This window comes from Halomonas alkaliantarctica, assembly GCF_029854215.1.
In the GTDB taxonomy this organism is placed as follows: Bacteria; Pseudomonadota; Gammaproteobacteria; order Pseudomonadales; family Halomonadaceae; genus Vreelandella; species Vreelandella alkaliantarctica_A.
Map to the genome: position 1 here is coordinate 3,184,329 of NZ_CP122961.1, position 24,741 is coordinate 3,209,069.

Here is a 24,741-nt window from a genome sequence, read left to right on the forward strand (position 1 = left end):
TTAGCTGCTAACCGCAGCAGTAACGGTAATTTCCACTTTGAGCTCATCGGCGGGTAGCGGTGCGCAAACGCAGGTGCGCGCCGGTGCGTAGCCTTCCGGCACCCAGGCATCCCATACCTCGTTCATAGCGGCCACGTCGCTGCCATCTTTTAGATAAACCGTCGCGCTAAGCAGCTGCTCTCGGCTTGAACCAATCTCTTTTAACAACGCATCCACCCGCGCCAGCATGCTTTCCGTCTGGGCAGTAATATCCCCCTCACGGGCCTCTGGGCCAGCCACCTGGCCACACAGGTAGGCCACACCTTGATGAATAACCGCACGGCTCATACGGGCTTTCGTATCGTGGCGCTGAATCGTCATAGGAAAAACTCCTAGCAGGTTGAAAAACAGCAGTCTAAACCGCCGACATTGTCCTTGACCATGAGTAGTTGATTAAGCCCGATCCGTAGGCACCGGGCGATGCTCAAAGACTCGTCGTAACACAAAGCTGGTGTGCGCACCGGTCACACCCTCGATGCGGTTAATCACATGCAGCAGCAAGTGTTGGTAGTCGTCCATGTCGCGTACCAGGATTTTAAGCTGAAAATCCGCCGCCTGACCGGTAATGATCAGGCACTCGATGACGTTGGGGATCTCACGAATATGGCGCTCAAAATTATCGAAGCGCTCCGGCGTGTGTTGATCCATGGAAATATGCAGTAGCGCCATTAACTGATAGCCCAATTGGCGGGAATCGACCTCCGCACGGTAGCGCATTATAAGGCCATGCTCTTCCAAGGCCCGCACTCGGCGCAAACAGGGCGAAGGTGAAAGCCCGATACGATCCGCCAACTCCTGATTACTAATGCGCCCTTCTAACTGCACTATATCTAAGATATGGCGATCAAAACGGTCCAACACAAGCGGGGTTACGGCCATAGAAAGCAGCTCCTGCTAAAAAAATTTACTTAAAAGATATACTCTGCTAATTATCACTCCATCCAACCTATCTTCGCAAGAACCTAGCGCGGCAAACCCTTTACACTATTTGAACTGCCAAAAGCAGCGAATCAGCAGCACGGCCGCCATAAGCAGCCGCTATCTACAACACTGTGACGACCACTACTTTAGGAACACCGCCATGCCTGCTTTCGATCATCGCAAATATCGCCCTGCGCCCCGCGTGCCTGCCTTCAACCGCCAATGGCCGGATCGCGATCTAGCGCACGCCCCGATCTGGGTGAGCGAAGACCTGCGCGACGGCAATCAGGCGCTGCTTGAGCCGATGACCGTTGAGCAAAAGCAGCGTTTCTGGCAGCAGATCGTTAAAGTGGGCATCAAAGAAGTCATGGTAGGCTTTCCGTCGGCCAGCCAGCCCGATTATGACTTCGTGCGCTGGCTGATCGAAGATAATCAAATTCCCGATGACGTCACCATTGCGGTACTGGTGCAGTGCCGTGAACACCTGATTGAAAAGACCTTTGCCTCGCTGGTGGGTGCCAAGCGTGCCATTGTTCACCTGTATAACTCCACCTCCACCGTTCAGCGCGAGCGGGTGTTTGAGATGGATCGCGCCGGGATTGTCGATATCGCGGTTCAGGGGGCTACCTGGGTCAAAACCTACGCCGATCAATACCCCGATATCGATTGGTGTTTCGAGTACACCCCGGAAAGTTTTTCCAGCACCGAGATCGATTTCTCGCTGGAGATTTGCGAGGCGGTGATGGATGTCTGGCAGCCAACGCCAGACAACAAGTGCATTCTTAATCTACCCACCACGGTGGAAGTGGCGGGGCCCCATCATCACGCCGACCAGATCGAATACTTCTGCCAACACATTAGCCGCCGCGACAGTGTGATCATCTCGGTGCATACCCATAACGACCGCGGTGGCGCGGTGGCCTCTGCTGAGCTCGCCCTGCTGGCGGGCGCCGAGCGAGTGGAAGGCACCCTGCTGGGCAATGGCGAGCGCACAGGCAATATGGATATCGTCACTCTGGCGATGAACCTCTACAGCCAGGGCATCGATCCTGAACTGGATCTCTCCAATCCTGATGAAATTATTCAGGTGGTCAACGAGTGCACCGGTATCGCCATACACCCACGCCACCCCTGGGTAGGCGAAATGGTCTACACCGCCTTCTCGGGCAGCCACCAGGATGCGATACGTAAATCACTCAAGCACCAGAAGCCTGATGAACCCTGGCAAGTCGCCTATTTGCCGATTGATCCTCATGATATTGGCCGCGACTACCAGGCCGTCATCCGCGTCAATAGCCAATCTGGCAAAGGCGGTATGGCTTTTCTGCTTGAGCGGGATTACGGCATTAACCTGCCGCGCTGGATGATGCTGGCCTTGGCACCTTATGTGCAGAAGGAGAGTGAACAGCGCGCCAGCGAACTTTCCAGCGAGATGATTCGCCAGGTGATGTTCGATAATTTCACCCAGGAAGCACCCTTATCTCTTGTGGATTACCAGCTATCCAAAGGTCAGCAGGAAGGCATTGAGCTAACGCTGCAACAGGGTGACGAAACACTACGCCTTTCGGGCAAGGGCAACGGCGCGATGTCGGCGTTTACCGATGCCTGGCAACGCCACTCCGGCAGCAGTCTAGGGATTATCGATTACAGCGAGCACTCCCTTGGTGCCAGCAGTGAGGCCAATGCCATTGCCTTCGTTCAGCTCAATATCGATGGCCAGCGGCTCTGCGCAGTTGCCGAGGATAGCGACACTGTAAGTGCATCGCTTAAGGCGCTGCTGTCAGGCATTAACGCAGCTCAGGCAACTGAACTGCACCAGCAGAAAGAAGCTGCCGCCGAAGCTTAAATTTCAGTTAGAAATACAACTCTGGTTAAAGGGGTGCTAGGGCAGGTTGAAATTTGATCGCGTAAGGGACTATTCGATGGGCTACCGCACCCTGCTGCGCGATCACCGCAGCGTACTCAGTATCGCTATTCTTGCGATGTTTAGCTCAAGCCTTGGGCAGAGCTACTTTATTGGTCTCTTTCAAGCGCCCATTTCGGCCCACCTGGGGCTTAGTGTCGGCCAGTTTGGCACCGCCTACGCTTTGGTTACGCTGATAGCAGGCTTCTGCATGCTGCGCTTTGGGCCGTCAATTGATTGGATCAACCCACGGCGTTTTGCCGCTATCGTCTTGTCGCTGCTATTAACCGGCGTTTTTCTGCTTACCTTATCGCCCTGGTGGTGGCTGGGGATAATCGGCCTTGGCATAGTACGGCTATGCGGGCAGGGCATGCTGACCCATGTGGGTAACACGCTCGCCGCCCGAGAGTTTTCCACCATGCGCGGCCGTGCCATTGGGCTGGCTAACTTAGGTATTCCGTTGGGTGAAGCGCTGCTGCCCCCGTTAGTGGCTGCGGCGCTCATCTGGAGCAGTTGGCAAACCTTCTGGTGGTTGCTGTGTGGCGTCATCGCCCTGCCTTGGCTATGGCTGCTGCTGAAAGCCCCATGGCCCAGCGCACCGGGCGTTAAACCGACAAAACAAACGCCCCACGGTCCTCGCCCTTTTCGCGAAAAACGCTTTTGGTTGCTAATGCCGCTACTTATGGCACTCCCCATCACCATGACGGGGCTGTTTATTTATCAAGCCCAATTAACCGAAGCCCTAGATAGCTCGCTGGCCATTTATGCTCTGGCGCTGACCGGCATGGGGATCGCCAAACTGCCGGGGGCGCTTCTCGGTGGCCGCTGGGTGGATAAATTGGGGCCCGTAAAGCTTGCCCGCCTTTACCTACTCCCCTACGCCTTTGCCATGCTGATGGCACTCACCATTGGCGGGCATATCAGCATTTGGGCATTGATGGTGGGCGGTGGCTTAGCCATGGGCGCACAAGAGCTAATTGCCTCAGGCCTGCTGATCAAGCTGTGGGGAGCCGAGCACCTAGGGAGGGTTCGCTCCGCGCTGAGCGCTGCCATGGTGTTCTCCACCGGCGTCGCGCCTGCGGTGCTGGGGTTAGCCATCAGCGCAGGCGCTTCGTTTCGTGCGCTTCTATTGGGCATGCTGGTGTTTATCATCGCCGGTTGGCTACTGGCCCAGCGCGTACTGCGGGAAGCCTCCACTATCCCGGCTGAGCCATAAAAGTGCCTCAATCAGCGCAAAATCAGCACCGGTAGCTGGGCTTTACGCAACATAGTGGTAGTGGTGCTACCAACCAGCAGGTGACGAATGCGCGAGTGCCCGTAGGCACCCATCACCAACATGTCGATATTATGCTCTTGCTTATAGCTACGCAGGGTCTCTTCCACTTCGCCCGCGCGAATAGCCCCTTCAGCGGTGTGGCCAGCCTCGCGTAAAGTGTCCAGTGCCCAAGCTAGCTGCGAGCGATTTTCAGCGGTTTCCGCGCCCACAATCACGACATGACAGGTGGCGCCCTCAAACAGTGGGCTTTTGGCCAGCATTTCCACGCCTTTACGCGCGGTTTTGCTGCCGTCGAACGCCATCAGCACGTTATGCGGTTGAGTAAACTGTTTCGGCACCATGAGAATCGGCCGGTGCATTTCCCTCACCACGCGCTCAAGGTTGGAGCCTAAATGGCCGCTGGCTTGGTGCGCCGTCTCGCCACGCTTACCCACCACCAAAAGCCGTACGTCTTTTCCGTTCTCGACCAGGGTTTCCACTAGGGTGCCGTTGCGCTGTAAACACTGGGGGTCGGCAATACCCGCGTTTGTCGCGCGCTCCTTGGCGGCGTCGAGTAGCAGGCGGCCACGCTCACGGGAGACTTTTGCATGCTGCTCCTCAATGTCTGACAGCTGTTCCAGCAAGTGTTCTCGGGTACCTAACCCCAGGTTACCGGTTAGATCGGGCTCGGCTACCTGGGCATGGTTATCGACTGTATGAATAAAACTAAGCGGGGCATCCAGCGCTTTGGCGGCCCAGGCCGCATAATCACACACACCTTCTGAAAACTGAGAACTATCGATAGCTGCCAACACGCGATCTGACATGGGTTACTTCTCCTTGAGCGGGTGCATCAACATTGTTGTTATATTCTCGACCTTTTCTACACGAACTCATTGACGCGCGACACCCTAAAACGTTTTGCCGGCGTCGGACGCTAGAAAACGTACATGCTAAACTTAGCGGCCTATTGGAGTGGCCGCCTAAGGGGGAAAGCATGGAAAATGGCTTAACAAGCGTACTGTTAGTCGCATTAGGCGGCGCGCTGGGGGGTATGAGCCGGTTTGCGGTTTCCAATCTACTCGCACGCTCCCTCGGTAAGGCCTTTCCCTGGGGAACGCTGGCAGTTAACGCCAGCGGCGCGTTTCTAGCGGGCTGGCTACTCGGCAGCCTAGGTATCGCCAGCGCCCCCTCGCCTTTATGGCTGTTCACAGTCGCTGGTTTACTGGGTGGCTACACCACCGTTTCCTCTTTTAGCTTGCAGACCATTGAGCTATGGCAGGGCGGCCAGCAATTCCGCGCCGGCGTTAACGTGGGTACCACGCTGCTGCTTGGCTTAGCCATGGTCACGCTTGGCTGGGTGTTGTCAGGCGCTTCATTGTCAGGAGCGACCTTATGAGCGCCTGGAAGGCTTACCTTGCGGTGGGTATCGGTAGCGGCGTGGGCAGCGCGCTGCGCTACGCTGTTTCGCTATTATCGCAGGCAGCACTAGGGGGTTATTTTCCCTGGGGAACCCTCATCGTTAACGTACTGGGCTCCTGCCTAATCGGCTGGTTGGCGGCCACCCTCTCGCGATACCCCAACGGCCAGCTAGCTCATTTCCAACCGTTATTAGTCGCCGGATTTTGCGGCGGCTTTACCACCTTTTCATTATTTAGCTTAGAGACATTGCATCTAGTGCAGTTGGGCCGCCCTGGTATGGCGCTGGTTTATATCGTGGTCAGCCTACCGCTTTGGCTGGGCGCCGCCGTGGTGGGTGAGCGCATGGCGCTTTCTCGTTAGCACAGTCACCCACGGGAGCCACATGCGCAATCAGATGGAAAAGCATCAATCTTGGCTCTACCTGGCTTCCATTGGCTTAGGCCTAGCGTTAGGCATCAGAGCACCGCAATTCGCTGAGCCGCTGGCGCATTTTTTATGGCCGCTGCTAGCGGTGCTGCTTTATGCGACCTTTACGCAAATTCCTTTACCGCACGTTGCCCGTAGCTTCGCGGACACACGCTTTATGGCCGCGCTGATGGTCGGTAACTTTATTGCCATTCCAGCCTTTCTAGCCATGACCGTTATTTGGCTGCCGCTTTCTCCCGCCGCAATGGCAGGCGTTTTACTGGTACTGCTGGTGCCCTGCACCGATTGGTTTATTACCTTTACGCATTTAGGCAAGGGCGATAGTGCTCTGGCAGTTGCCGCCACCCCGCTACTGCTGCTGGTACAGATGGTCACGTTACCCATTTATTTGTGGCTATTCTTGGGTAGTGAGTGGTTTGGACTTACGCTCTCTAGAGAGCTGCTTAGTGCTTTTGCAGGACTTATTCTCACGCCTTTAGCACTCGCTTGGTTAACCGAGTACATAGCCCAGCACCACAAGGCAGTTAAACACACCGTGCATTACCTGGGTTTACTGCCAGTGCCCTTACTGGCCTTGGTGGTATTTATGATTGCCGCCTCCCAGGTCAACACTGTGTTCGATCTTAGCCGCGTGTTGATTCAGGTGGTATTTATCTTTATCGGTTTTTTACTCTTTGCGGCACTGTTGGGTAAGGGGCTTGGCAAGTTGTTTAAACTGCCCACCGCCAGCGCTAGAACGCTAGCGTTTAGCTTTGGGACGCGTAACTCCTTTGTGATACTGCCCATCGCCCTAACGCTACCTGGCGCCTGGCAAGCAGCGGTCGTGGTGGTGGTGTTTCAATCACTGGTAGAGCTATTTGGTATGGTGGCGTTTTTACGCTGGGTGCCCAGCAAGTTACTGCCGGAAGCCGAGGAAACCTCTGATTAACTAACACGAGAGTATCCTCCCAGCACTCCCTGCTTACTCATCACCAGCTGCCAAAGATGAATTTCCCTGGACCGGAAAGCACCGGCACACGTCAGCAAGTAGTAGCGCCACATACGATAGAAACGCTCGCCATACTGGCTTTCAAATGTCGGCCAGTGCCTCTCAAAGTTATCGTGCCACGCCATCAGGGTGCGGTCGTAATCAGCCCCAAAATTATGCACATCCTCCACCACGAACAGTGCTTCAGCAGCATCCGCGATTTGCCCCAAGGTGGGCAGCTCGCCATTGGGGAAAATATACTTATCAATCCAAGGGTCAGTCACTGTGTTGCTTAAGCTTTTGCCGATGGTATGCAGCAAAAACAGCCCATCCTCTTTTAAGCAGCGGTTAACGACGCCCATATACTCACGATAATTTTTATGCCCTACATGCTCGAACATGCCGATGCTGACAATACGGTCAAACTGCTCGCTTTCATTTCGGTAATCCTGCAGTCGAAACTCTACTGGCAAGCCCTTTTTGAGCAACCGCTGCCCAAACTCCGCTTGCTCTTTGGAGATAGTCAAACCTACGCACTCAACACCATAGTGCTCCGCCGCGTAGGCCATAAAGCTACCCCAGCCGCAGCCAATATCGAGTACCTGCATACCTGGCTTTAATTGCAATTTACGGCAGACGAGGTCGAGTTTGGCTTCCTGGGCTTCGTCCAAGGTTCGAGCATGCTTCCAGTAACCACAGGTATAGGTCATGCGCTGATCGAGCATGGCCGCGTAGAAGTCATTACCCAGGTCGTAATGCTTTTCGCCCACCTCCCAGGCTCGCTTCGCCGTTTGACGATTCAACAGGCGCGAACGCAGCGAGTGATAAACCAATTGAGTGGGCTTGATACGCTGCCCGAGCCGGGCACGCATTAAACGGTAAAACAACTCGTCAAGCCGGTCAGCGTCCCAGTCACCCTTCATATAGCTTTCGCCAAGCCCAAGATTGCCTCGCGAAAGAGCGCTATCAATAACGCCGGGTGCATTCAACTGGATATCCCATGGTCGACTGCCGTCGAGCTGAATATCGGCTTGGGCCAATAGCTCGGCAACAAAGCGGTGGGAAGTCGAAGCTTCATCGAAGCCAACAGGCGGTTTTTCCATCAAAGGCATGTTCACAGCAGGCTCCTCGCGCTATTCCAGTGAGTGAATAGGTAACAACCTGACTATTAGCATAGAAGCGCATTGCAACATTAGCATCATTTGATAGAGACCAATTTTATGCACTGCAGGTACTAAAAAACCGGCACACTCAAGAAGAGAAGGCCGGCTGCGAAGGTAATACGCAAAGCGAGCTAAACGGTTATGTGCTGCCGTTGAGTTTTAGCGCAAAATCAGCACCGGTATGCGGCTACCACGCAGCATGGCCGTTGTGGTGCTTCCGACCAGCAGGTGGCGAATACGCGAGTGCCCGTAGGCGCCCATCACCAGCAGATCGATACTGTGCTCTTTTTCGTAGGATTGTAGGGCTTCGTCTACCTCACCAGCACGAATAGCGCCTTCAGCTTGATGGCCCGCTTCGCGCAATGTGCTTAACGCCCAATCAAGCTCGGAGCGGCGTTCGGCCGTCTCCGCACCGACGATCAGTACATGGCACTCGGTGCCTGCGAATAACGGTGAACGAGCCAGCATCTCAACGCCTTTACGGGCGGTTTTGCTACCGTCAAAGGCCATCAGGATCTTTTCAGGTCGCTTGAAGGTTTTCGGCACCATCAGGATCGGACGGTGCAGTTCACGCACCGCCCGTTCAAGGTTAGAGCCAAGATGACTACTGGCCTGGTGGGCGGTCTCACCGCGTTTACCCACCACCAGCAAACGCACCTCTTTTTCAAGCTCTAACAAACTCTCTACCAGGGTGCCATTGCGCTGACGAGTAACGGGGTCGCTGACCCCATCCTCAATCGCCCGCTCTTTGGCGGCTTCCAGCATCAGCCTGCCCTGCTCGCGATTCACCTTGGCGCGCTGCTCATCAAGCTCTGAAAGCTCTTTCATCAGCCGTTCGCGGGCGCCAAAACGCAGGTTGCCGGAAAGATTCTGCTCTTCGGGTACTTCCGAGTGATTGTCGACCACATGCACAAAGGTTAACGGTGCATCCATCGCCAAGCTGGCCCAGGCTGCATAATCGCAGACGCCTTCCGAAAACTGGGAGCCGTCAATCGCGGCTAATACTTGATCTGTCATATCGCTCTCCATGCGTTGGTTCAGTGGCCGCCCATCAGCTTTTCAACCGCTTCGGGATCGTTGTGTACTGCATAGCGATCCACTACCGTTGCGCTGGCTTCGCTCAAGCCCACCAACTCTACCTCGGTACCTTCACGACGGAATTTAATCACGATCCGATCCAGTGCCTGGACAGCAGTCACATCCCAGAAATGTGCACGGGAAAGATCAATCCTCACCTTATCAATACTTTCCTTGAGATCGAAAGCGGCCGTAAAACGCTCGGAAGAGGCAAAGAATACTTGACCTACTACCTGATATTCACGCTCCTTGCCAGCCTCAATCTCTTTTGAGCCGATGTAGAGAATGTTGCCCACTTTATTAGCAAAGAACAGTGCAGCAAGCAGTACACCAACAAATACACCAATAGCTAAGTTGTGCGTACTAACCGTAACCGCAACCGTTGCCAGCATGACAATATTGGTGCTTATCGGATGCTTTTTAAGATCCCGGATCGATTCCCAGCTAAAGGTACCAATCGACACCATGATCATTACCGCTACCAGCGCCGCCATGGGAATTTGTGATACCCAATCGGCTAAAAAGACCACCATTAGCAGCAACACAACACCTGCTATGAGTGTCGAAAGGCGCGTACGTCCACCGGATTTAATATTGATCACCGACTGTCCAATCATGGCACAGCCCGCCATACCGCCCATTAAACCTGCACCAATGTTGGCGATACCTTGGCCCTTACATTCGCGGTTTTTATTACTCGGCGTATCGGTGAGGTCGTCAACAATAGTGGCGGTCATCATGGATTCAAGCAGGCCTACCACGGTCAGCATGATCGCGGTGGGGAAGATGATCATCAATGTTTCAAGGTTTAAGGGCACTTCTGGCCATAGAAACATAGGCAAGGTATCGGGCAGTTCACCCATATCACCCACGCTGCGAATATCCATGCCGCTGACCATATACACCACGGTTAACACCACAATGCAGACTAGCGGCGAGGGAACTGATTTTCCGATGACGGGTAAATAGGGGAACAGGTAGATAATGCCCAGGCCCGCCAACGTCATTACATAGACGTGCCAGGTGACGTCGGTCAATTCCGGTAGCTGTGCCATAAAAATCAAAATCGCCAGCGCATTTACAAACCCGGTCACCACTGAGCGCGACACGAAGCGCATCAAATCCGCGAGTTTCAGATAGCCCGCAACAATCTGCAGTACACCGGTGAGCAGCGTTGCTGCCAGCAGATACTCGAGCCCATGCTCTTTCACTAGCGTCACCATCAGCAGCGCCATGGCTCCGGTAGCGGCAGAAATCATGCCAGGACGACCACCGGTAAAGGCGATGACTACCGCGATACAGAAAGAGGCGTAGAGGCCGACTTTAGGGTCAACACCGGCAATAATCGAGAAGGCAATCGCCTCGGGAATCAATGCGAGCGCTACTACAATGCCCGAGAGCGTGTCGCCCTTTATATTGGAAAACCACTCATGCTTACTGAAAAGAGACATGCAGAGAGTCCTGGTTGGGGATTGAAAGAATAACAACGAGATAATCAAAACCGTTGACGCAACGCAGCGACGCATTCATGGCGTGCAATAAAAGACCAATGAGTCAGTGCTGGAGCAATCAAATATTGGGTCCGCCAATCGGCAGAAGAGTGGCAATAGCGAACCGTAACGCCGTGACAACGCAATGAACGTGTCCGACGTATCGCTTGAGGAGGGGAAAAACCTAGGGCGGAGTCATCAGCCCTGAAACAGGTAGTACCTGCAATAAACGTGAAAAGATCATTACCGTTATGCCTTGCTGTCAGTAAAACGCGAATCTACATCATCGCGTCGTTATAAGCCGCAGGAGTCTATCAGCAATTCCACCTGGTTGCACCCCGCGCTACTCCCTTTGCAGGGTGCCCTCTAGGCTAAATTTGGCGTACCATTACGCTCGAAAACGACGCCTTATCAGGTCCCAACTATTTACGTTGAAGCGGCAAGCGCAACCCGTTTGCCGATCAAAGAGGAGCAGCACATGAGCCAATCTATTGCAGTCATCAAGGGCGACGGTATCGGCCCCGAAATTATGGAGGCCACGCTGCGTGTACTCGACGCGTTAGATTGCGGCTTAACCTACCAGCATATAGACGCTGGCCTAGGCGCCCTGGAAAAGCATGGCACGCTGATTCCACAAGAATCCCTGGATGCCATTGAAAAATACGGCATCGCGCTGAAAGGACCGCTCACCACGCCGATTGGCAAGGGCTTCTCTTCGATTAACGTACAGCTACGCCGCCACTTTGATCTGTACGCCAACGTGCGCCCGGCTATTAGCTTTCCCGGCACCCGTTCACGCTACGACGGCATCGACATGATCACCGTGCGCGAAAACACCGAAGGTGCGTATCTTTCCGACGGCCAGGAGATGATCGACGACGGTGAGACGGGCATTTCAGTGATCAAAGTAACCCGCAAGGGCTCCGAGCGTATCGTGCGCTACGCCTTTGAACTGGCCAAAAACAACGGCCGCAAAAAAGTCACCGCGGTACATAAAGCCAACATCATCAAAACCAGCTCTGGGCTGTTCTTGGACGTGGCGCGCGAAATAGCCAAAGAGTATCCCGAGATTGAATTCCAGGAGATGATCGTTGATAACGCCTGCATGCAGCTGGTGATGAACCCTCATCAGTTTGATGTAATGGTCACCACCAACCTGTTCGGCGATATTCTCTCTGACCTTTGTGCTGGCTTAGTCGGCGGTTTGGGTCTCGCCCCAGGTGCGAACATCGGTGAAAAAGCGGCGATCTTTGAGGCCGTGCACGGCTCTGCACCGGATATCGAAGGCAAAAACATCGCCAACCCATGCGCTTTGCTGCTGGCTGCGGCCCAAATGCTGGATCACCTGGGCATGAATGAAAAGGGTGACGCAATCCGCCAGGGCATTCGTACCGTACTGGAAACCCGCCGCGATATGGTCACCCCCGATATGGGCGGGACTGGCAGCACCGACTCCTTCGCCCAGGCGCTGGTCGAGTACGTTCAGAGCCACTAGCCGGCTCTTTCTAGCCAACGCCATTAAAGCGGTAACGCAATAAGTACAGTGCATTGAGGGTGACCAAAACGGTCGCCCCAGTGTCCGCCATTACCGCGACCCACATCCCCGTGATGCCTAGCGCCGTTGAGACCAAAAACAGCGCTTTGAAGCCAAGCGCCAGGGCCACATTGGTTTTTACATTGCGCATGGTGGCCCGAGAAAGCGCGATCATCTCGGCAATACCGCCGACCCGATTTTTCAGCAAGGCGGCATCCGCGGTTTCCAATGCCACATCCGTACCACTGCCCATCGCAATCCCCACCTCTGCCGCTGCAAGCGCAGGCGCATCGTTAATACCATCCCCAACCTTGCCCACCGGGCCAAGCCCTTGCGCCTGCCACTGGCGCACACGCTGGGCTTTGTCTTCCGGCATTAGCTCGCCTTCTGCTTCAATACCAAGCTGCTCACCAATAGCGGCCACGGTGCGGGCGTTGTCTCCGCTAAGCATCACGACCTGAACGCCTAAGCGCTCTAGCGCTTGGAGGCCCTTGTGAGCATCTTCACGAGGCTCATCACGCAGGGCGATCAGCCCTAAAGGGCGCTCGTTATCTATCAGCACCACGACACTTTTGCCATCCGCTTCCAGCGACGCAATGCGGGCTTCTATCTCACTGGAGTGCTGGTTAAAAGATTGCAGATAGCGCGGGCTCACCAGCATTAACTCACGCCCTTCTACCTGCCCGGCAACGCCCTGCCCCGCTAACGCTCGGGCATCCTGCACAGTCGGTATCGGAGCCCCATCTTGCCGGTCATAATAATCACTGATCGCCACGGCAAGAGGATGGCTTGAGCTCTGCTCCAGAGCGGCAGCAAGACGCACTATCTCATCGCGACGGTTCTTATCAAGATGACTACCAGCTTCAAGGCTCTCAACATCCGTCACAGTGGGCTTGCCTGCGGTTAGCGTGCCGGTTTTATCCAGCGCAACCCGCTTGAGTTTACCCAACTGCTCAAGTACCGCGCCGCCTTTCATCAACAGGCCATTGCGAGCACCCACCGATAACCCGGCGGCAATCGCTGCAGGGGTCGAGATGACTAGCGCACAGGGGCAGGCAATGAGCAGAAGCGCTAGGGCGCGATAGATGGACTCAGACCACAGCATCGTCGACACCAGCGGCGGTATGATCGCGACCAGCAATGCCACCCCGACGACCGCCGGCATATAGTAAAACGCGAAGCGGTCAATAAAGCGCGCCACTGGCGCTTTCGCTGCCTGTGCCTCTTCCACTAGCTTAATTACCCTAGCGATGGTGTTATTTTCAGCACTTTGGGTCACCTCGACGTCAAGAACGCCATCCAGGTTGATGGTACCGGCAAACACTGTCTCACCTTCGCCACGCTCCCGCGGCACCGACTCGCCGTTGACCGGCGATTCATCGATTGAGGAGTGACCGGCAATAATTTGCCCATCACAGGGTAGCCGATCACCTGGACGTACCTGCACCCGTTGCCCAGGCTGAAGCGAGGCGGCGGCTATCTCGCGTATTTCGCCATGCTCAAGTAACCGCGCGATGGAGGGCGTCAGCTTGGAAAGCGCCGAAATACTGCGGCGCGCTTGAGCGGCGGCGACGCCTTCCAGCATCTCCCCCACCGCAAATAGAAACACCACCACCGCCGCTTCGGCGGCGGCGTTTATCGCCAGCGCCCCAAGAGCGGCAATGCTCATCAGCATTTCGATGGTGAAGGGGTTGCCCATCTTAAGCGCCTGCCACGCACGCTGAATAATCGGTACAAGGCCAACGACCGTCGCGGCAATAAACGGCCAACTGCCCAGAGCGGGCCAGGCGAACTTAAGCCCCCAAGCAAGCGCCAGCAACGCACCGCTGACAATCACTAAATACCCTTTTGGGGACTGCCACCAAGAGGACGACTTTTCCGATTCAGCCTTGGCCGCCGATTCATCAACCACTTGGTAGCCCAGCGCTGTGATCGTCGACTCAATTTCGGAATGTGGCAGCACTTTTCCCATTGGCGCGGTTAATCGCACCGAGCCGGTGACAGAACTCGCGGAGACTTCTTCAACATGGCTTAAGCGCGTTAACGCCGCTTCGACTTTACGTTCGCAGCCGCCACAGTCCATGCCCTGCACGCGCAAGGTGATCGGTGTGTTCGTCGCTTGTGGCGTCGGGTGTTGTGTCGTTTTAGCGGGGGTGGTGTCACTCATCGCTCTTTGCTCCAAGTTGGTCTATCTTGACAGCAGCGTAATACCTATAGTCACTAGAGGTTCAAGCAATGAACGATCAAAACCCTGAGTCAGCCGCCACTGAGCGCTATATCGGCATTGGCGAGTTGGCACGTGAGTCCGGCTGCAAGCCAGAAACGGTGCGCTACTACGAACAGATTGGGCTGCTACCTTCAGCGCCACGCAACGAGGGCAACCAGCGTCGCTATACCCCCGCCGCTATCCGCCGATTGACGTTTATTCGTCATGCGCGGGATTTTGGCTTTTCAGTGGAGGCGGTAAGGGAGCTGTTACAAATGGCGGATTATCCCGCCATGCCCTGCGAGGAGGTTGATACGCTGGCAAAGCGGCACTTGGCTGAAGTTGAAGCTCGACTCGAGCGACTCACCTCAGTGCGCGATGAGCTTCAGCGTATGATCAATCAGTGCGCGGGAGGCAATGTTGGCCAGTGCCATATTATTGACGTACTAAGCGACCACCGGTTGTGCCATCAAACAGGGCCTCACGGTGGCGCCGATGTCATAGGTTAACGCGCGATCAACCCAGCCACACATCCAAGAACAGCATAATCACCAGACCCATCGCCAAACCAAAGGTGGCTTTTTTCTGGTGCCCGCAGCGGTGAGTTTCGGGGATGATTTCGTGGCTGATCACGTACAGCATCGCGCCGGCGGCAAAGGCAAGGCCCCAAGGCAGCAGTATTTGGGAAACGCTGACAATACTGGCACCAAATAGCCCGCCAACGGGCTCGATTAGGCCAGTTAGCGCAGCAATAGACCAGGAGCGCCACTTTGAGTAGCCCTCGCCCATTAAAGCGACCGCTACGGCCAGCCCTTCTGGCATGTTCTGTAGGCCAATACCAATCGCCAGGGGCATACCACCCTCTAACCCATTGGCCCCAAAGCCGACGCCCACCGCCATGCCTTCAGGCAGGTTGTGGATAGTAATCGCAAATACAAACAGCCACACCCGACGCAGCGATGCTGCCTCCGGCCCTTCGCGCCCCTGGGCAAAATGCTCATGGGGCAGATGCTCGTTAAGCAGCGCAATCGCGCCCATCCCTAACAAAATAGCCGCACAAACAATCGCGGCGGGCACGGGGCCATCGGAATAATAGATTTCCGCAGCGTCGAGCGCTGGAATAATCAGCGAAAAGAAGGATGCCGCCAGCATCACACCAGCGGCAAACCCCAGCGCCAGATCACGAAAGCCCCGGCTAGGAGTTTTACCCAGCAGCACCGGTAGCGCACCCACCGCCGTCAACAATCCAGCAATTAAGCTGCCCAAAAACCCTAATAACAACGTATTTCCCATGGACAGCATAAACTCGGTTGGCAATCAGAAAGGCATCAAAGAGAACGACACGTTGTTGTCTAACGTGGTTTCAACACATACTTTAACGCACTAACGCCTAATGAATAAATAATGATGATCTTCATCAGCACGATGTAAGCGTGCGCCCTAGAGGCGCTAGTAGAGGGATCCTCGCGCCTCTTTCCTCTACATTAGCAACTCCCCCCACTTTTCTTGCTTGATTCCCGCCAAACGTTAGGCGATTAGCCTATACAGCTAGGCACTGCAAACCACCTCACTCCACTACCCACAGCGGAATTGTTATAGCGCCTAGCAATAAATTATACAAAAACTGTACGATCAAGTGATTTTCTTCAGAACCTCCTCTATAATTTTACCTATACTCATATTGTACATAGAAATTGAAAAAGACAGCTTAACTTCTACCGCTTCTTAAAATTTCTCCAAAAAAGCAACTTTTTAATGCGTAACATTTTGAAAATAATAACTATTAACAACTCGACTCAATGCCTGACCATTAGCAACATTTAATAATAAAAATACCGAAAATATTACAAATGCAACATTTTGTGTCATCTAGATACAATTTGATGCTTATAGACCAAAACTGCTCTAACCTTGTACACAAGACTTTAATAGAACCGTTGACAGGATTAACAATGCTCACTCTTCTAGCTTCTAATGGTTTACATAGTGCACTGTACCAACATACCGCTTGTATCTCTTTTTCACCTGAAGGGATTATCAAGGAGGCAAGTGAGCAATTCCTGACCACTGTCGGTTACTCCCTTGAGCAAGTGAAGGGGCAACACCACCGGATTTTCTGCTTTCCTGAAGAGAGCAGTAGTCTTGAGTACCGTACTTTTTGGGAAACACTTGCCGCTGGGCATAGCCAGCAAGGGCGCTTTCGGCGTTCAAATGCCCTGGGCGATGAGATTTGGTTAGAGGCCACCTACTTACCGATCAGTAACCGGCGAGGAAAGGTTGTCGAGATACTCAAAATTGCCAATGACGTTACCACCGTGCACCAAGAAGCAGAGCGCAAAAATGCTGTCTTAGAAGCGCTAAACAGCTCCATGGCGGTGATTGAATTTACGCCCAACGGTGAGATTCTTAACGCCAACACAAACTTTGAAAAGGTGATGGGCTATCGAAATGAAGAATTAGTAGGTGCGCACCATAGAATGTTTTGTCCTGCCGATTTCTCAAAAACCAACCCGCTTTTCTGGGAGCGTCTGGCTCAGGGCGAGTACATGCAAGGCAAGTTTCAGCGCTTGGATTCTCGTGGCACCAGCGTGTGGCTAGAGGCGACTTACAACCCGATTCAAGATGGCCATGGAAAGGTCGTTAAAGTGGTTAAGTTTGCCACCGACATCACCCGCTCCGTTGAGGCCGCTGAATCAGCGACACGCGCTGTCACTGCCGCCCAGAGCACCTCATCTCAGACAGAACAAATCGCCCAAAACGGCCTTAGCCACCTACAGCGCGTTGTTCGTGATTCGGAACAAGCGGCGTTAACGTTGGCAGAAGCGCAGCAGCTAATCTCCGCGCTTAACAAGCAAGCACAGAGTATTAATAGCATTACCGAGTCGATTGCACTGATCGCTAACCAGACCAACCTACTCTCACTTAATGCCGCAATAGAAGCAGCACGAGCGGGTGAACAGGGTCGCGGATTTGCGGTTGTGGCTAACGAAGTGCGCCGCTTGGCCAAAGGCTCTAGTGAAGCGGTGGATGAAATTACTAAGGTGCTGAAAGAGAACAGCGCCTTGGTGGAGCGCACTACTCAAGCGATGCAGCAGGTAGTAGAGCAAGGAAAATCCAGCCAGACCAGCGTCGGGGAAATTGAGATCATCGTCAACGAGATACTCACCGGGGCGCGCAGTGTTTCCACGTCTATTGAGCAGTTAGCGCTGGAAGCTTCTTGATTCAATGCAAAAAACCAGCGCATCGGCGCTGGCTTTTGGCTCTTTACCCCACTCTATTAACGCAGTGGTGTCTTACGCAGGTATGGCAGCACTGTTTCGTATTCGCCATACTTTTGCTTGGCATCGGCGTCGGAAACGCTAGGCGGAATAATCACGTCCTGACCTATCGTCCAATCAGCCGGGGTGGCAACGCCATATTTCGCGGTGGTTTGCAGCGCATCCAGGGCGCGTAGAATTTCCGCAAAGTTGCGCCCTACGGTCATCGGGTAGGTCATGGAAAGCTTCAACTGCTTATCCGGCCCGATAATAAATACCGAGCGCACCGTAGCGCTGTCTGCCGGTGTGCGGCCATCAGGCAGGTAGGCATCTTCCGGCAGCATGTCATAAAGCTTTGACACCGTTAGGCTGTCGTCGGCGATGATCGGAAAATCGACCTCGCTGCCGCTGACGGTTTGTATGTCATTGCCCCAGCGTTTGTGGTCTTCAACGCCATCCACGGAAACACCGATCACTTTAGTGCCGCGTTTCTTCCACTCTGCGCTCAGCTTCGCGACGGCGCCGAATTCCGTCGTGCAAACCGGGGTAAAATCTTTCGGGTGCGAAAACAGGATCGCCCAGCTATCGCCAATCCAGTCATGAAAGCGAATCGGCCCTTGGCTTGTTTCCGCTTCAAAATCAGGTACGACGGCATTAATACGTAATGACATGCTTTCCTCCTTAATGGACGCTAGACGCCCTAATACTTTATTGGACTTTCAACACCTTCACTATAGATCATTTAGCGCTAAGACAGCGAGTACCCAGACAACGTTCACTATCGCTTGTTTAGCCCCTCTTTGGAGCAAAAGCGCTCGCTTATAAAAAGCAGAACGGCGCCCTTAGACGCCGATCAACATCAGTGAGGCTAGCTGGGATTACTCGACTGTTTTGGTGTCTTTATCTTCCCGCTTAACTCGTTTGATCCACTGCTGTTTTGCATAGTGGCGTAAATTGGCCACATTGTCGGTCTCATCGACAATATCTTGACCCAAAATGGTTTCGATAATGTCTTCTAATGTGATTAAACCTACAAAGGTACCGTGCTCGTCGTAGACCACTCGCATGTGCAGGTGATCTTTTAGCATAGAGGTGAATACCTGCTCGACGTTATGGGAGACGTCAACGCTGCCGATTGGATGCATCAACTCGCGCATCGTTTTGGCATCGTCAGCGTGGTACATATCCGCTTTATGCACATAGCCAAAGGCCTGCTCACCGTTGTCCATCACCGGGAAACGCGTGAACGGCGCTTTGCCATACTGCTCATCAAACGTTTTCACGGTCATATCAGGCAAAACGGTTTCACACACCGTACGCGGCGTCATCGCTTTGCTGACGACGATATCGTGCAAGTTGAGCATATTGATAATGGTGCGCGACTCGTCTGCATCCAGCACCTTCTCTTCCAGGCCGACGCGGGCCAGCACTTTAATTTCATCGCGCAGATCGACATCGTGCTCTGACTTACCAAGTCGGCGGGTGATCTGCTCCGACATCCAGATAAAAGGCAGCAGGCCTATAATCATCGGCTTTAATAAGCGCGGCAAAAACGGCGACAAACCGCGCCAGTAAGTCGCGCCAATGGTCTTAGGAATAATTTCCGAGAGTATCAAAATCGCCATGGTCATCACCGCCGAGACGATGGCAATAGAGGCTTCGCCAAACACGACCGCGGCCTGAGCACCCACTGCGGTTGCCCCCACGGTATGGGCAATTGTGTTGAGCGTCAAAATAGCGGCGAGGGGCCGGTCGATATTGGCCTTGAGGTGCGTAAGCGAGGCGTGCAACTTGGGGTTATCTTCTTTCTGCTTAGCAATGTAGCTGGGCGTAATTGAAAGAAGCGCCGCTTCAAGGATGGAACATAAAAACGAGAACGCGATTGAAAGGGTAGCAATCGTGATTAGGAGAAACATGAGGGCCTAGAGTGATGGGTGGTAGCGGGTTTATAGGGGCATCATAAGCGGAAGTCAATGCTTCTCTATCACGCATTCATCAATCCCGCAGAGCTAACTTCATGGGCGAAGAGCCAGTGCGGCGCCGATGGCAACGAAGATGCCTTTAAATCCGCGACCAACGCGTCAGCATGTCACTGTTGAGCGGCGTTTTCCATTCGTTAAGGCGCTCTCAATAAAAGCGCCTCCCTTGCTATCAGTAGCATCGGGGAGGCGTCAGGCTAACTATCTGCTTACTGCTATATAATGCTTAGGCGAACACTTCAGTCCATTCGCTGCGTTTGGCCAGCAAGTTACGAGCCAGCTCCTGGGCGCCTTCAAGGCTGTGGCTGGCGGCCCAGCCGCACTGCATTTCGTTGCAGGCGGGTACTTCAGTGGCTTCTAGCACATCGTTCAAGGTTTGTTCGATGATAGTGATCACGCCGTCGTAGTCGTCGTGATTGATCATCGCGATGTAGAAGCCGGTTTGGCAGCCCATGGGACTGATATCGACTACTTTATCGGTATGATTACGCGACATCTCAGCCATCAAGTGCTCAAGGGAGTGCAGCGCGGGCATCTCCATATGATCTTTGTTCGGCTGGCAGATACGCAGGTCGTATTTATGAATACGGTCGCCGTTCTGGCCTTCTTTAATATCGGCTAACCGAACATACGGGGCTTTGACCTTGGTGTGATCCAGGTTAAAGCTCTCGACGTTCATCTTTTTATCGGTCATGTTGGCTCCTTTTTCGCTTAAAGCTTAATTCGTTTAAACCTTGGGCGCGTCAAAATTCCATGGCTCATCGGTGTAGACACACACGTTGGCATCTTCGATGTCGCCATCCGGCGCTTCAACGTGCTTGGCAAAGAAGTCTTGAATCTCTTTGCGCTGGCAGTGGGCTTCAAACTCTTCGCGACTGGCCCAGATTTCATGAAACACAATCGGATAACCGGTGCCTTGGGCGAAGGGGTTATCGATCTGCCGGGTCACGGTGTAGTGAATGCAGGCATCTTCCCGGTGGGTGTTCGGTTCTAACGACTGAAGCGCTTTGAATACCGCTTCTTCTTTGCCTAGTTTGGGCTTAAAACCGGCAATACAGTAAATTTTCTCTGACATTCTTGAATCCTAGATCGTTAAACGTGTGTCATTATGCGGCCTGTCTACGTCGGTTAACAACCTAGCGGATGATGCGCTCTGCCAATGCTTCTAGATCGGTCACGGTCATATCCGGCTCGATCCCCCAAGGATCGAAAGGGGCGTCAGAGCTGCGCCGTATCCAGGCACTGCGTAGGCCTGCATGGGTGGCGCCAATCACATCAAAGGGGTTACTGGAAACCAGCCATGTCTGTTCGGGTCGTGTTTCTAAGCGGCTACGCAAATGCGCGTACACTGCTGGGTCGGGCTTGAAGCGTTTTACCTCATCGGCGCTGATCACATCGTCCATATGGCTCTCAACGCCTGCGCGGGTAAGTAGTTTGGACACGGCATCCGCTGTACCGTTCGAAAATGCCACACAGCGTATGCCCGCATCGCGAAGCTGATCTAGCGCAGGCACTACATCGTCAAACGCGGGCAGCTCACCATAGACCGCCATTAGATGATCTTGGTCGTTATCCGAAAGCCCGGTTTGCAGTGCGCGGTCGATAAAAACCAGCGCTTCGCGGGTGCACTCCGAAAACGGCACGTAAGCTCCCATCAGGCCATGGCGAAAGCTGTACTCTAGCTGCTTATCGCGCCAGCGGCGGGCAAATTCACCGGCTTTGGAGGCATCCGTTAGGCGACGTTCGAGCTCAACGGTAACCCCTTGGGTATCGATCAACGTACCGTATACATCGAAGGCTAAGACCGGTTGCATCGTTGGCTACTCCTTAACTTTCAATTAATTGTGACCTGAGTTCAGCTTATATCTTTAGCATAGTAGACACCTTCAATAACAAAAGCGCCGCTGCACAGGCAGCGGCGCTTAGAAGGCTAAATCAGGTCATCAAACCGTAAACGCGGCCTCTTTTTCACCACTTTTCAGGTCACCAGAGCGCACCAGTTCATCGGTAACCCGGTCAATGGCGCGCTTGGCGCGGCCAATCATCTCATCCACTTCCCCACGATTAATGGTCAGCGGCGGTGCAAAGCCGAGAATATCGCCTTGGGGCATGGCCCGGGCAATCAGGTTCTCTTCCATGGCAGCCGCCGCCACGCGAGGGCCGACTTTAAGTGCCGGGTCGAAGTGCAGGCGCTGCTTGGCATCCGGTGAGAACTCCAGTGCCGCCATTAGCCCAACGCCGCGTACGTCACCCAGCAGCGGATGGCCTTCAAAGTTAGCCTTTAGCTGCTGCTGGAAATAAGCACCGGTTTCAGCGGCGTTGCCCACCAGGTTTTCACGTTCGATAATATCCAGGTTGGCAAGCCCTGCCGCACAGCCCAGGGCGTGGCCAGAGTAGGTCCAGCCATGGCCGATGGGGCCGTACTCACCGGTGCCCTGCTCCAGCACCTGCCAGACTTTCTCACCCACAATCACACCGGAGAGCGGCTGGTAGGCGCTAGTTAAGCCCTTGGCGATGGTGACCAGGTCAGGCTTCATATTGTAGTGATGGCTGCCGAAATCAGAGCCGGTACGGCCAAAGCCACACACCACTTCATCAGCAATCAGCAACACATCGTACTTCGCCAGCACGGTTTGAATCGCATCCCAGTAGCCTTCCGGCGGCGGTACGATACCCCCCGTACCCAGAACCGGCTCGCCAATAAAGGCAGCCACAGTATCCGGGCCCTCTTCCAGAATCATCGCTTCCAACTTGTCGGCGCAGTAAGCGGAGAACTCGAGCTCGGTCATGCCGTGCTGTTCGGCGGCGCGTAGGTAGTAGTGCGGCGCTTCGGTATGGCGAATGGTGTCGATCGGCAGATCAAAGTGGTCGTGGAACGCTTTCAGGCCAGTCAGCGAGCCTGAAGCAATGCCAGAACCGTGGTAGCCGCGCATGCGTGAGATAACCTTTTTCTTCTGCGGGCGGCCCAGCACGTTGTTGTAGTAGCGCACGATCTTGAGCTGAGTTTCGTTGGCGTCCGAGCCGGACATGCCGTAGTACACTTTGGACATGTTCATGCCGGCGATTTTCAAAATACGCTCGGAAAGCTCGATCTGCGGCTCGTTGGAGTGGCCCACATAGGTGTGATAGTAAGAGAGCTCTAACGCTTGCTTATAGATCGCTTCAGCGACTTCGGTGCGACCGTAGCCGATGTTGACGCAGTAAAGCCCGGCAAAGCCGTCGATAAATTCACGGCCATCTTTATCCACGATATTGATGCCTTTGCCGCCGGTAATCACGCGGCCCGGGGCATCGCCATGGGCGAAATCGCGCAGGTGGGTAGAGGCGTGGAAAGTGACTTTACGATCACGTTCGATCAAATTCTGATGCAAGCTCATAGCGTTCTCTCTATACAGTAAACCTCCCCGCATTATGGGGAGGGTGTTTTAAATTATTTTCGACTTTATGACTAGCTGCCAGAGACTGAACCCAGCGCACCCAGGCAGTAATATTTCGTTTCCAAATACTCATCGATACCCGTGGCGCCGCCTTCACGACCAAGGCCGGACTGCTTCACACCACCGAACGGCACCGGCGGACCTGTCATCTTCACTGAGTTGACGCTGACCATGCCGTACTCCAGGGCGCGCATCAGCTTCCAGATGCGGCGAATATCGTGTGTGTAGATGTACGCGGCCAGGCCGTACTCGGTGTCGTTGGCCATTTCGATTACTTCGTCGTCGGTGCTGTAGGCGGTGATACCGGCAACCGGGGCGAAGTTTTCTTCCCGCCACACTTTCATCTGCGCCGTCACGCCGGTCAGCATCACCGGCATAAAGAAGTTCTCGCCGGGTGCTTGGCTTTGATCACCGCCGATCACGGTGGCGCCTTTAGAGATGGCGTCATCGACAATCGCGGCGGCTTTTTCTACCGCTTGGCGGTGAATCAGCGGACCAAGGTCTATCTCGCTTTGGAGGCCATTGCCCAAGGTAAGCGCTGCCATACGCTCGCTGAAATGCTCAACGAACTCATCGTGGATGGATTCGTGCACCAGAATGCGGTTGGCTGCCAAACAGTCCTGCCCCGCGGTTTGGAACTTGGCGTCGATTGCTGCGAAAGCAGCCTCTTTCGGGTCCATATCCGGCCCGACGATAAACGGTGCGTTGCCGCCCAGTTCCAACGATAAGCGCTTGACGGTGTTGGCGCTCTGCTCGATCAGCAGACGGCCCACACGAGTGGAGCCAGTGAACGACAACGCCCGAATACGCGACTCGCTGCAGAGGATTTTCGAGACTTCCGCCGGATCGCCTAGCACCACGTTAAAAATGCCCGCCGGAATCCCCGCGCGCTCGGCAAGCTCTGCCAGCGCCAACGCAGAGTAAGGCGTTTCGTTGGCAGGTTTAACAATCACCGGACAGCCCGCCGCCAGCGCCGCTGCTGCTTTGCGAGTGATCATCGCCAAAGGGAAGTTCCACGGCGTAATCATCGCCGCGATGCCCACCGGCTCTTTAATGGTACCCAGTGAGGCGTTAGGAATATGGCTGGGGATGGTTTCGCCGTAGGTACGCTTACCCTCTTCGGCGAACCAGCGCACGAAGCTGGCACCGTACTGCACCTCACCACGGGCATCGGGAAGGGGTTTGCCCTGCTCCAGCGTCATGATGGTCGCAAGGTCTTCGCGGTTGGCTTGAATCAGATCGTACCAAGCCAATAGGCGCTCGCAGCGCTCGTCGGCGCGTAGCGCACGCCACTGTACAAACGCGGCTTCAGCGGCATCTACGGCGGCGGTAATCTGTTCGGCTTCCAGTAACGGGATATGGCCAATGGCTTCATTGGTGGCGGGGTCATAGACAGCTTCTTCGCGACCGCCTTCCCCGTGGGTCCACTTACCGTTCACGTAGGCGTACTGCCGAAACAGACGCGGATCTTCCAGGCGCTTGGCGAGCGTGGCCGATAGTGTGGTCATGGGAACCTCTCCTCAAATGCAGTCTGGCTAACCGAGCGCTGCAATTACTGTGTGGCATTGTCGGCAAGCTCATTGCCTTGCCGTTGAATGCACCCAGGTTAACGGAGAGGAGCCACGAAGTGTTTTTGAAAACCGAGCCTTATCGCACGACTTTTTT

The 24,741-nt window shown here is 54.4% G+C and carries 23 protein-coding genes; 8 read left to right on the top strand and 15 right to left on the bottom strand.

The genetic code is table 11. The features are described from left to right. Together QEN58_RS14635 and QEN58_RS14640 are read right to left on the bottom strand one after the other, a co-directional pair. A complete protein-coding gene (locus QEN58_RS14635) occupies positions 1-360 on the bottom strand; it encodes a RidA family protein (protein ID WP_280104355.1) in 360 nt (119 codons plus the stop codon). A 72-nt stretch (positions 361-432) separates the two neighbouring features. Further along, positions 433-918: an Lrp/AsnC family transcriptional regulator gene (locus QEN58_RS14640; protein WP_280104356.1), complete on the bottom strand. Its 486-nt coding sequence runs from the start codon at positions 916-918 to the stop codon at positions 433-435. Between the two features lie 202 nt (positions 919-1,120). On the opposite strand from QEN58_RS14640, the gene QEN58_RS14645 reads away from it, so the two are divergent. Continuing rightward, positions 1,121-2,806: a 2-isopropylmalate synthase gene (locus tag QEN58_RS14645; protein WP_280104357.1), complete on the top strand. Its 1,686-nt coding sequence runs from the start codon at positions 1,121-1,123 to the stop codon at positions 2,804-2,806. 76 nt (positions 2,807-2,882) lie between these two features. Next, complete coding sequence (locus QEN58_RS14650) at positions 2,883-4,079, top strand: MFS transporter (protein ID WP_280104358.1); 1,197 nt, start codon at positions 2,883-2,885, stop codon at positions 4,077-4,079. A gap of 11 nt (positions 4,080-4,090) precedes the next feature. On the opposite strand, the gene QEN58_RS14655 is transcribed toward QEN58_RS14650, so the two are convergent. Beyond that, the gene (locus tag QEN58_RS14655) at positions 4,091-4,945 is read right to left on the bottom strand and encodes a universal stress protein (RefSeq protein ID WP_280104359.1); all 855 of its coding nucleotides are present in this window, start codon (positions 4,943-4,945) and stop codon (positions 4,091-4,093) included. A gap of 170 nt (positions 4,946-5,115) precedes the next feature. Between QEN58_RS14655 and crcB (QEN58_RS14660) the strand changes: the two genes are divergently transcribed. From crcB (QEN58_RS14660) to QEN58_RS14670, 3 genes are read left to right on the top strand one after another with little or no spacing between them, the layout of a single operon-like run. Next, positions 5,116-5,517 carry a fluoride efflux transporter CrcB gene (crcB, locus tag QEN58_RS14660; protein WP_280104360.1) on the top strand — a complete coding sequence of 134 codons (402 nt, stop codon included), beginning with the start codon at positions 5,116-5,118 and terminating at the stop codon, positions 5,515-5,517. Continuing rightward, entirely contained in the window at positions 5,514-5,900 is a 387-nt protein-coding gene (crcB, locus tag QEN58_RS14665) for a fluoride efflux transporter CrcB (RefSeq protein ID WP_280104361.1), read from the top strand. Before crcB (QEN58_RS14660) ends, crcB (QEN58_RS14665) begins: the two co-directional genes overlap by 4 nt. A 22-nt stretch (positions 5,901-5,922) precedes the next feature. Beyond that, positions 5,923-6,894: an arsenic resistance protein gene (locus tag QEN58_RS14670; RefSeq protein ID WP_280104362.1), complete on the top strand. Its 972-nt coding sequence runs from the start codon at positions 5,923-5,925 to the stop codon at positions 6,892-6,894. Here the strand turns inward: QEN58_RS14670 and cfa are convergent. The 3 genes from cfa to QEN58_RS14685 form a co-directional block, all read right to left on the bottom strand. Continuing rightward, positions 6,891-8,051 (bottom strand): cyclopropane fatty acyl phospholipid synthase, encoded by a 1,161-nt coding sequence (gene cfa / locus QEN58_RS14675; RefSeq protein WP_425270289.1) that lies wholly within the window; start codon positions 8,049-8,051, stop codon positions 6,891-6,893. The genes QEN58_RS14670 and cfa overlap by 4 nt on opposite strands. Before the next feature lie 204 nt (positions 8,052-8,255). After that, complete coding sequence (locus QEN58_RS14680) at positions 8,256-9,113, bottom strand: universal stress protein (protein ID WP_280104363.1); 858 nt, start codon at positions 9,111-9,113, stop codon at positions 8,256-8,258. A gap of 20 nt (positions 9,114-9,133) precedes the next feature. Continuing rightward, positions 9,134-10,624, bottom strand: coding sequence for a SulP family inorganic anion transporter (locus QEN58_RS14685; protein ID WP_280104364.1), 1,491 nt, complete (start codon positions 10,622-10,624; stop codon positions 9,134-9,136). Positions 10,625-11,141: 517 nt separating this feature from the next. On the opposite strand from QEN58_RS14685, the gene QEN58_RS14690 reads away from it, so the two are divergent. Next, entirely contained in the window at positions 11,142-12,158 is a 1,017-nt protein-coding gene (locus tag QEN58_RS14690) for an isocitrate dehydrogenase (RefSeq protein WP_071694065.1), read from the top strand. Between the two features lie 10 nt (positions 12,159-12,168). Here QEN58_RS14690 and QEN58_RS14695 read toward each other — a convergent pair whose 3' ends face one another. Further along, complete coding sequence (locus QEN58_RS14695; RefSeq protein WP_280104365.1) at positions 12,169-14,364, bottom strand: heavy metal translocating P-type ATPase; 2,196 nt, start codon at positions 14,362-14,364, stop codon at positions 12,169-12,171. Positions 14,365-14,432: 68 nt separating this feature from the next. On the opposite strand from QEN58_RS14695, the gene QEN58_RS14700 reads away from it, so the two are divergent. Then, complete coding sequence (locus QEN58_RS14700; RefSeq protein WP_280104366.1) at positions 14,433-14,912, top strand: MerR family transcriptional regulator; 480 nt, start codon at positions 14,433-14,435, stop codon at positions 14,910-14,912. Positions 14,913-14,919: 7 nt separating this feature from the next. Here QEN58_RS14700 and QEN58_RS14705 read toward each other — a convergent pair whose 3' ends face one another. Next, positions 14,920-15,696, bottom strand: a complete 777-nt coding sequence (locus tag QEN58_RS14705; protein WP_280104367.1) for a ZIP family metal transporter — start codon at positions 15,694-15,696, stop codon at positions 14,920-14,922. 659 nt (positions 15,697-16,355) lie between these two features. Between QEN58_RS14705 and QEN58_RS14710 the strand changes: the two genes are divergently transcribed. Then, positions 16,356-17,624, top strand: a complete 1,269-nt coding sequence (locus QEN58_RS14710; protein WP_280104368.1) for a methyl-accepting chemotaxis protein — start codon at positions 16,356-16,358, stop codon at positions 17,622-17,624. 56 nt (positions 17,625-17,680) lie between these two features. Here the strand turns inward: QEN58_RS14710 and QEN58_RS14715 are convergent, their stop codons facing one another. From QEN58_RS14715 to QEN58_RS14745, 7 genes are all read right to left on the bottom strand, one after another. Further along, complete coding sequence (locus QEN58_RS14715) at positions 17,681-18,331, bottom strand: peroxiredoxin (protein WP_280104369.1); 651 nt, start codon at positions 18,329-18,331, stop codon at positions 17,681-17,683. Between the two features lie 207 nt (positions 18,332-18,538). Next, entirely contained in the window at positions 18,539-19,576 is a 1,038-nt protein-coding gene (locus tag QEN58_RS14720; protein ID WP_280104370.1) for a CNNM domain-containing protein, read from the bottom strand. 289 nt (positions 19,577-19,865) lie between these two features. Then, the gene (locus QEN58_RS14725; protein ID WP_280104371.1) at positions 19,866-20,333 is read right to left on the bottom strand and encodes an S-ribosylhomocysteine lyase; all 468 of its coding nucleotides are present in this window, start codon (positions 20,331-20,333) and stop codon (positions 19,866-19,868) included. Positions 20,334-20,366: 33 nt separating this feature from the next. Continuing rightward, a complete protein-coding gene (locus tag QEN58_RS14730; protein WP_280104372.1) occupies positions 20,367-20,714 on the bottom strand; it encodes a putative quinol monooxygenase in 348 nt (115 codons plus the stop codon). 61 nt (positions 20,715-20,775) lie between these two features. Continuing rightward, a complete protein-coding gene (locus QEN58_RS14735) occupies positions 20,776-21,453 on the bottom strand; it encodes a haloacid dehalogenase type II (RefSeq protein WP_280104373.1) in 678 nt (225 codons plus the stop codon). A gap of 129 nt (positions 21,454-21,582) precedes the next feature. Further along, positions 21,583-23,016: an aspartate aminotransferase family protein gene (locus tag QEN58_RS14740; protein WP_280104374.1), complete on the bottom strand. Its 1,434-nt coding sequence runs from the start codon at positions 23,014-23,016 to the stop codon at positions 21,583-21,585. A 71-nt stretch (positions 23,017-23,087) separates the two neighbouring features. Then, positions 23,088-24,584 carry an NAD-dependent succinate-semialdehyde dehydrogenase gene (locus QEN58_RS14745; protein WP_280104375.1) on the bottom strand — a complete coding sequence of 499 codons (1,497 nt, stop codon included), beginning with the start codon at positions 24,582-24,584 and terminating at the stop codon, positions 23,088-23,090. Positions 24,585-24,741 lie beyond the last annotated feature (157 nt).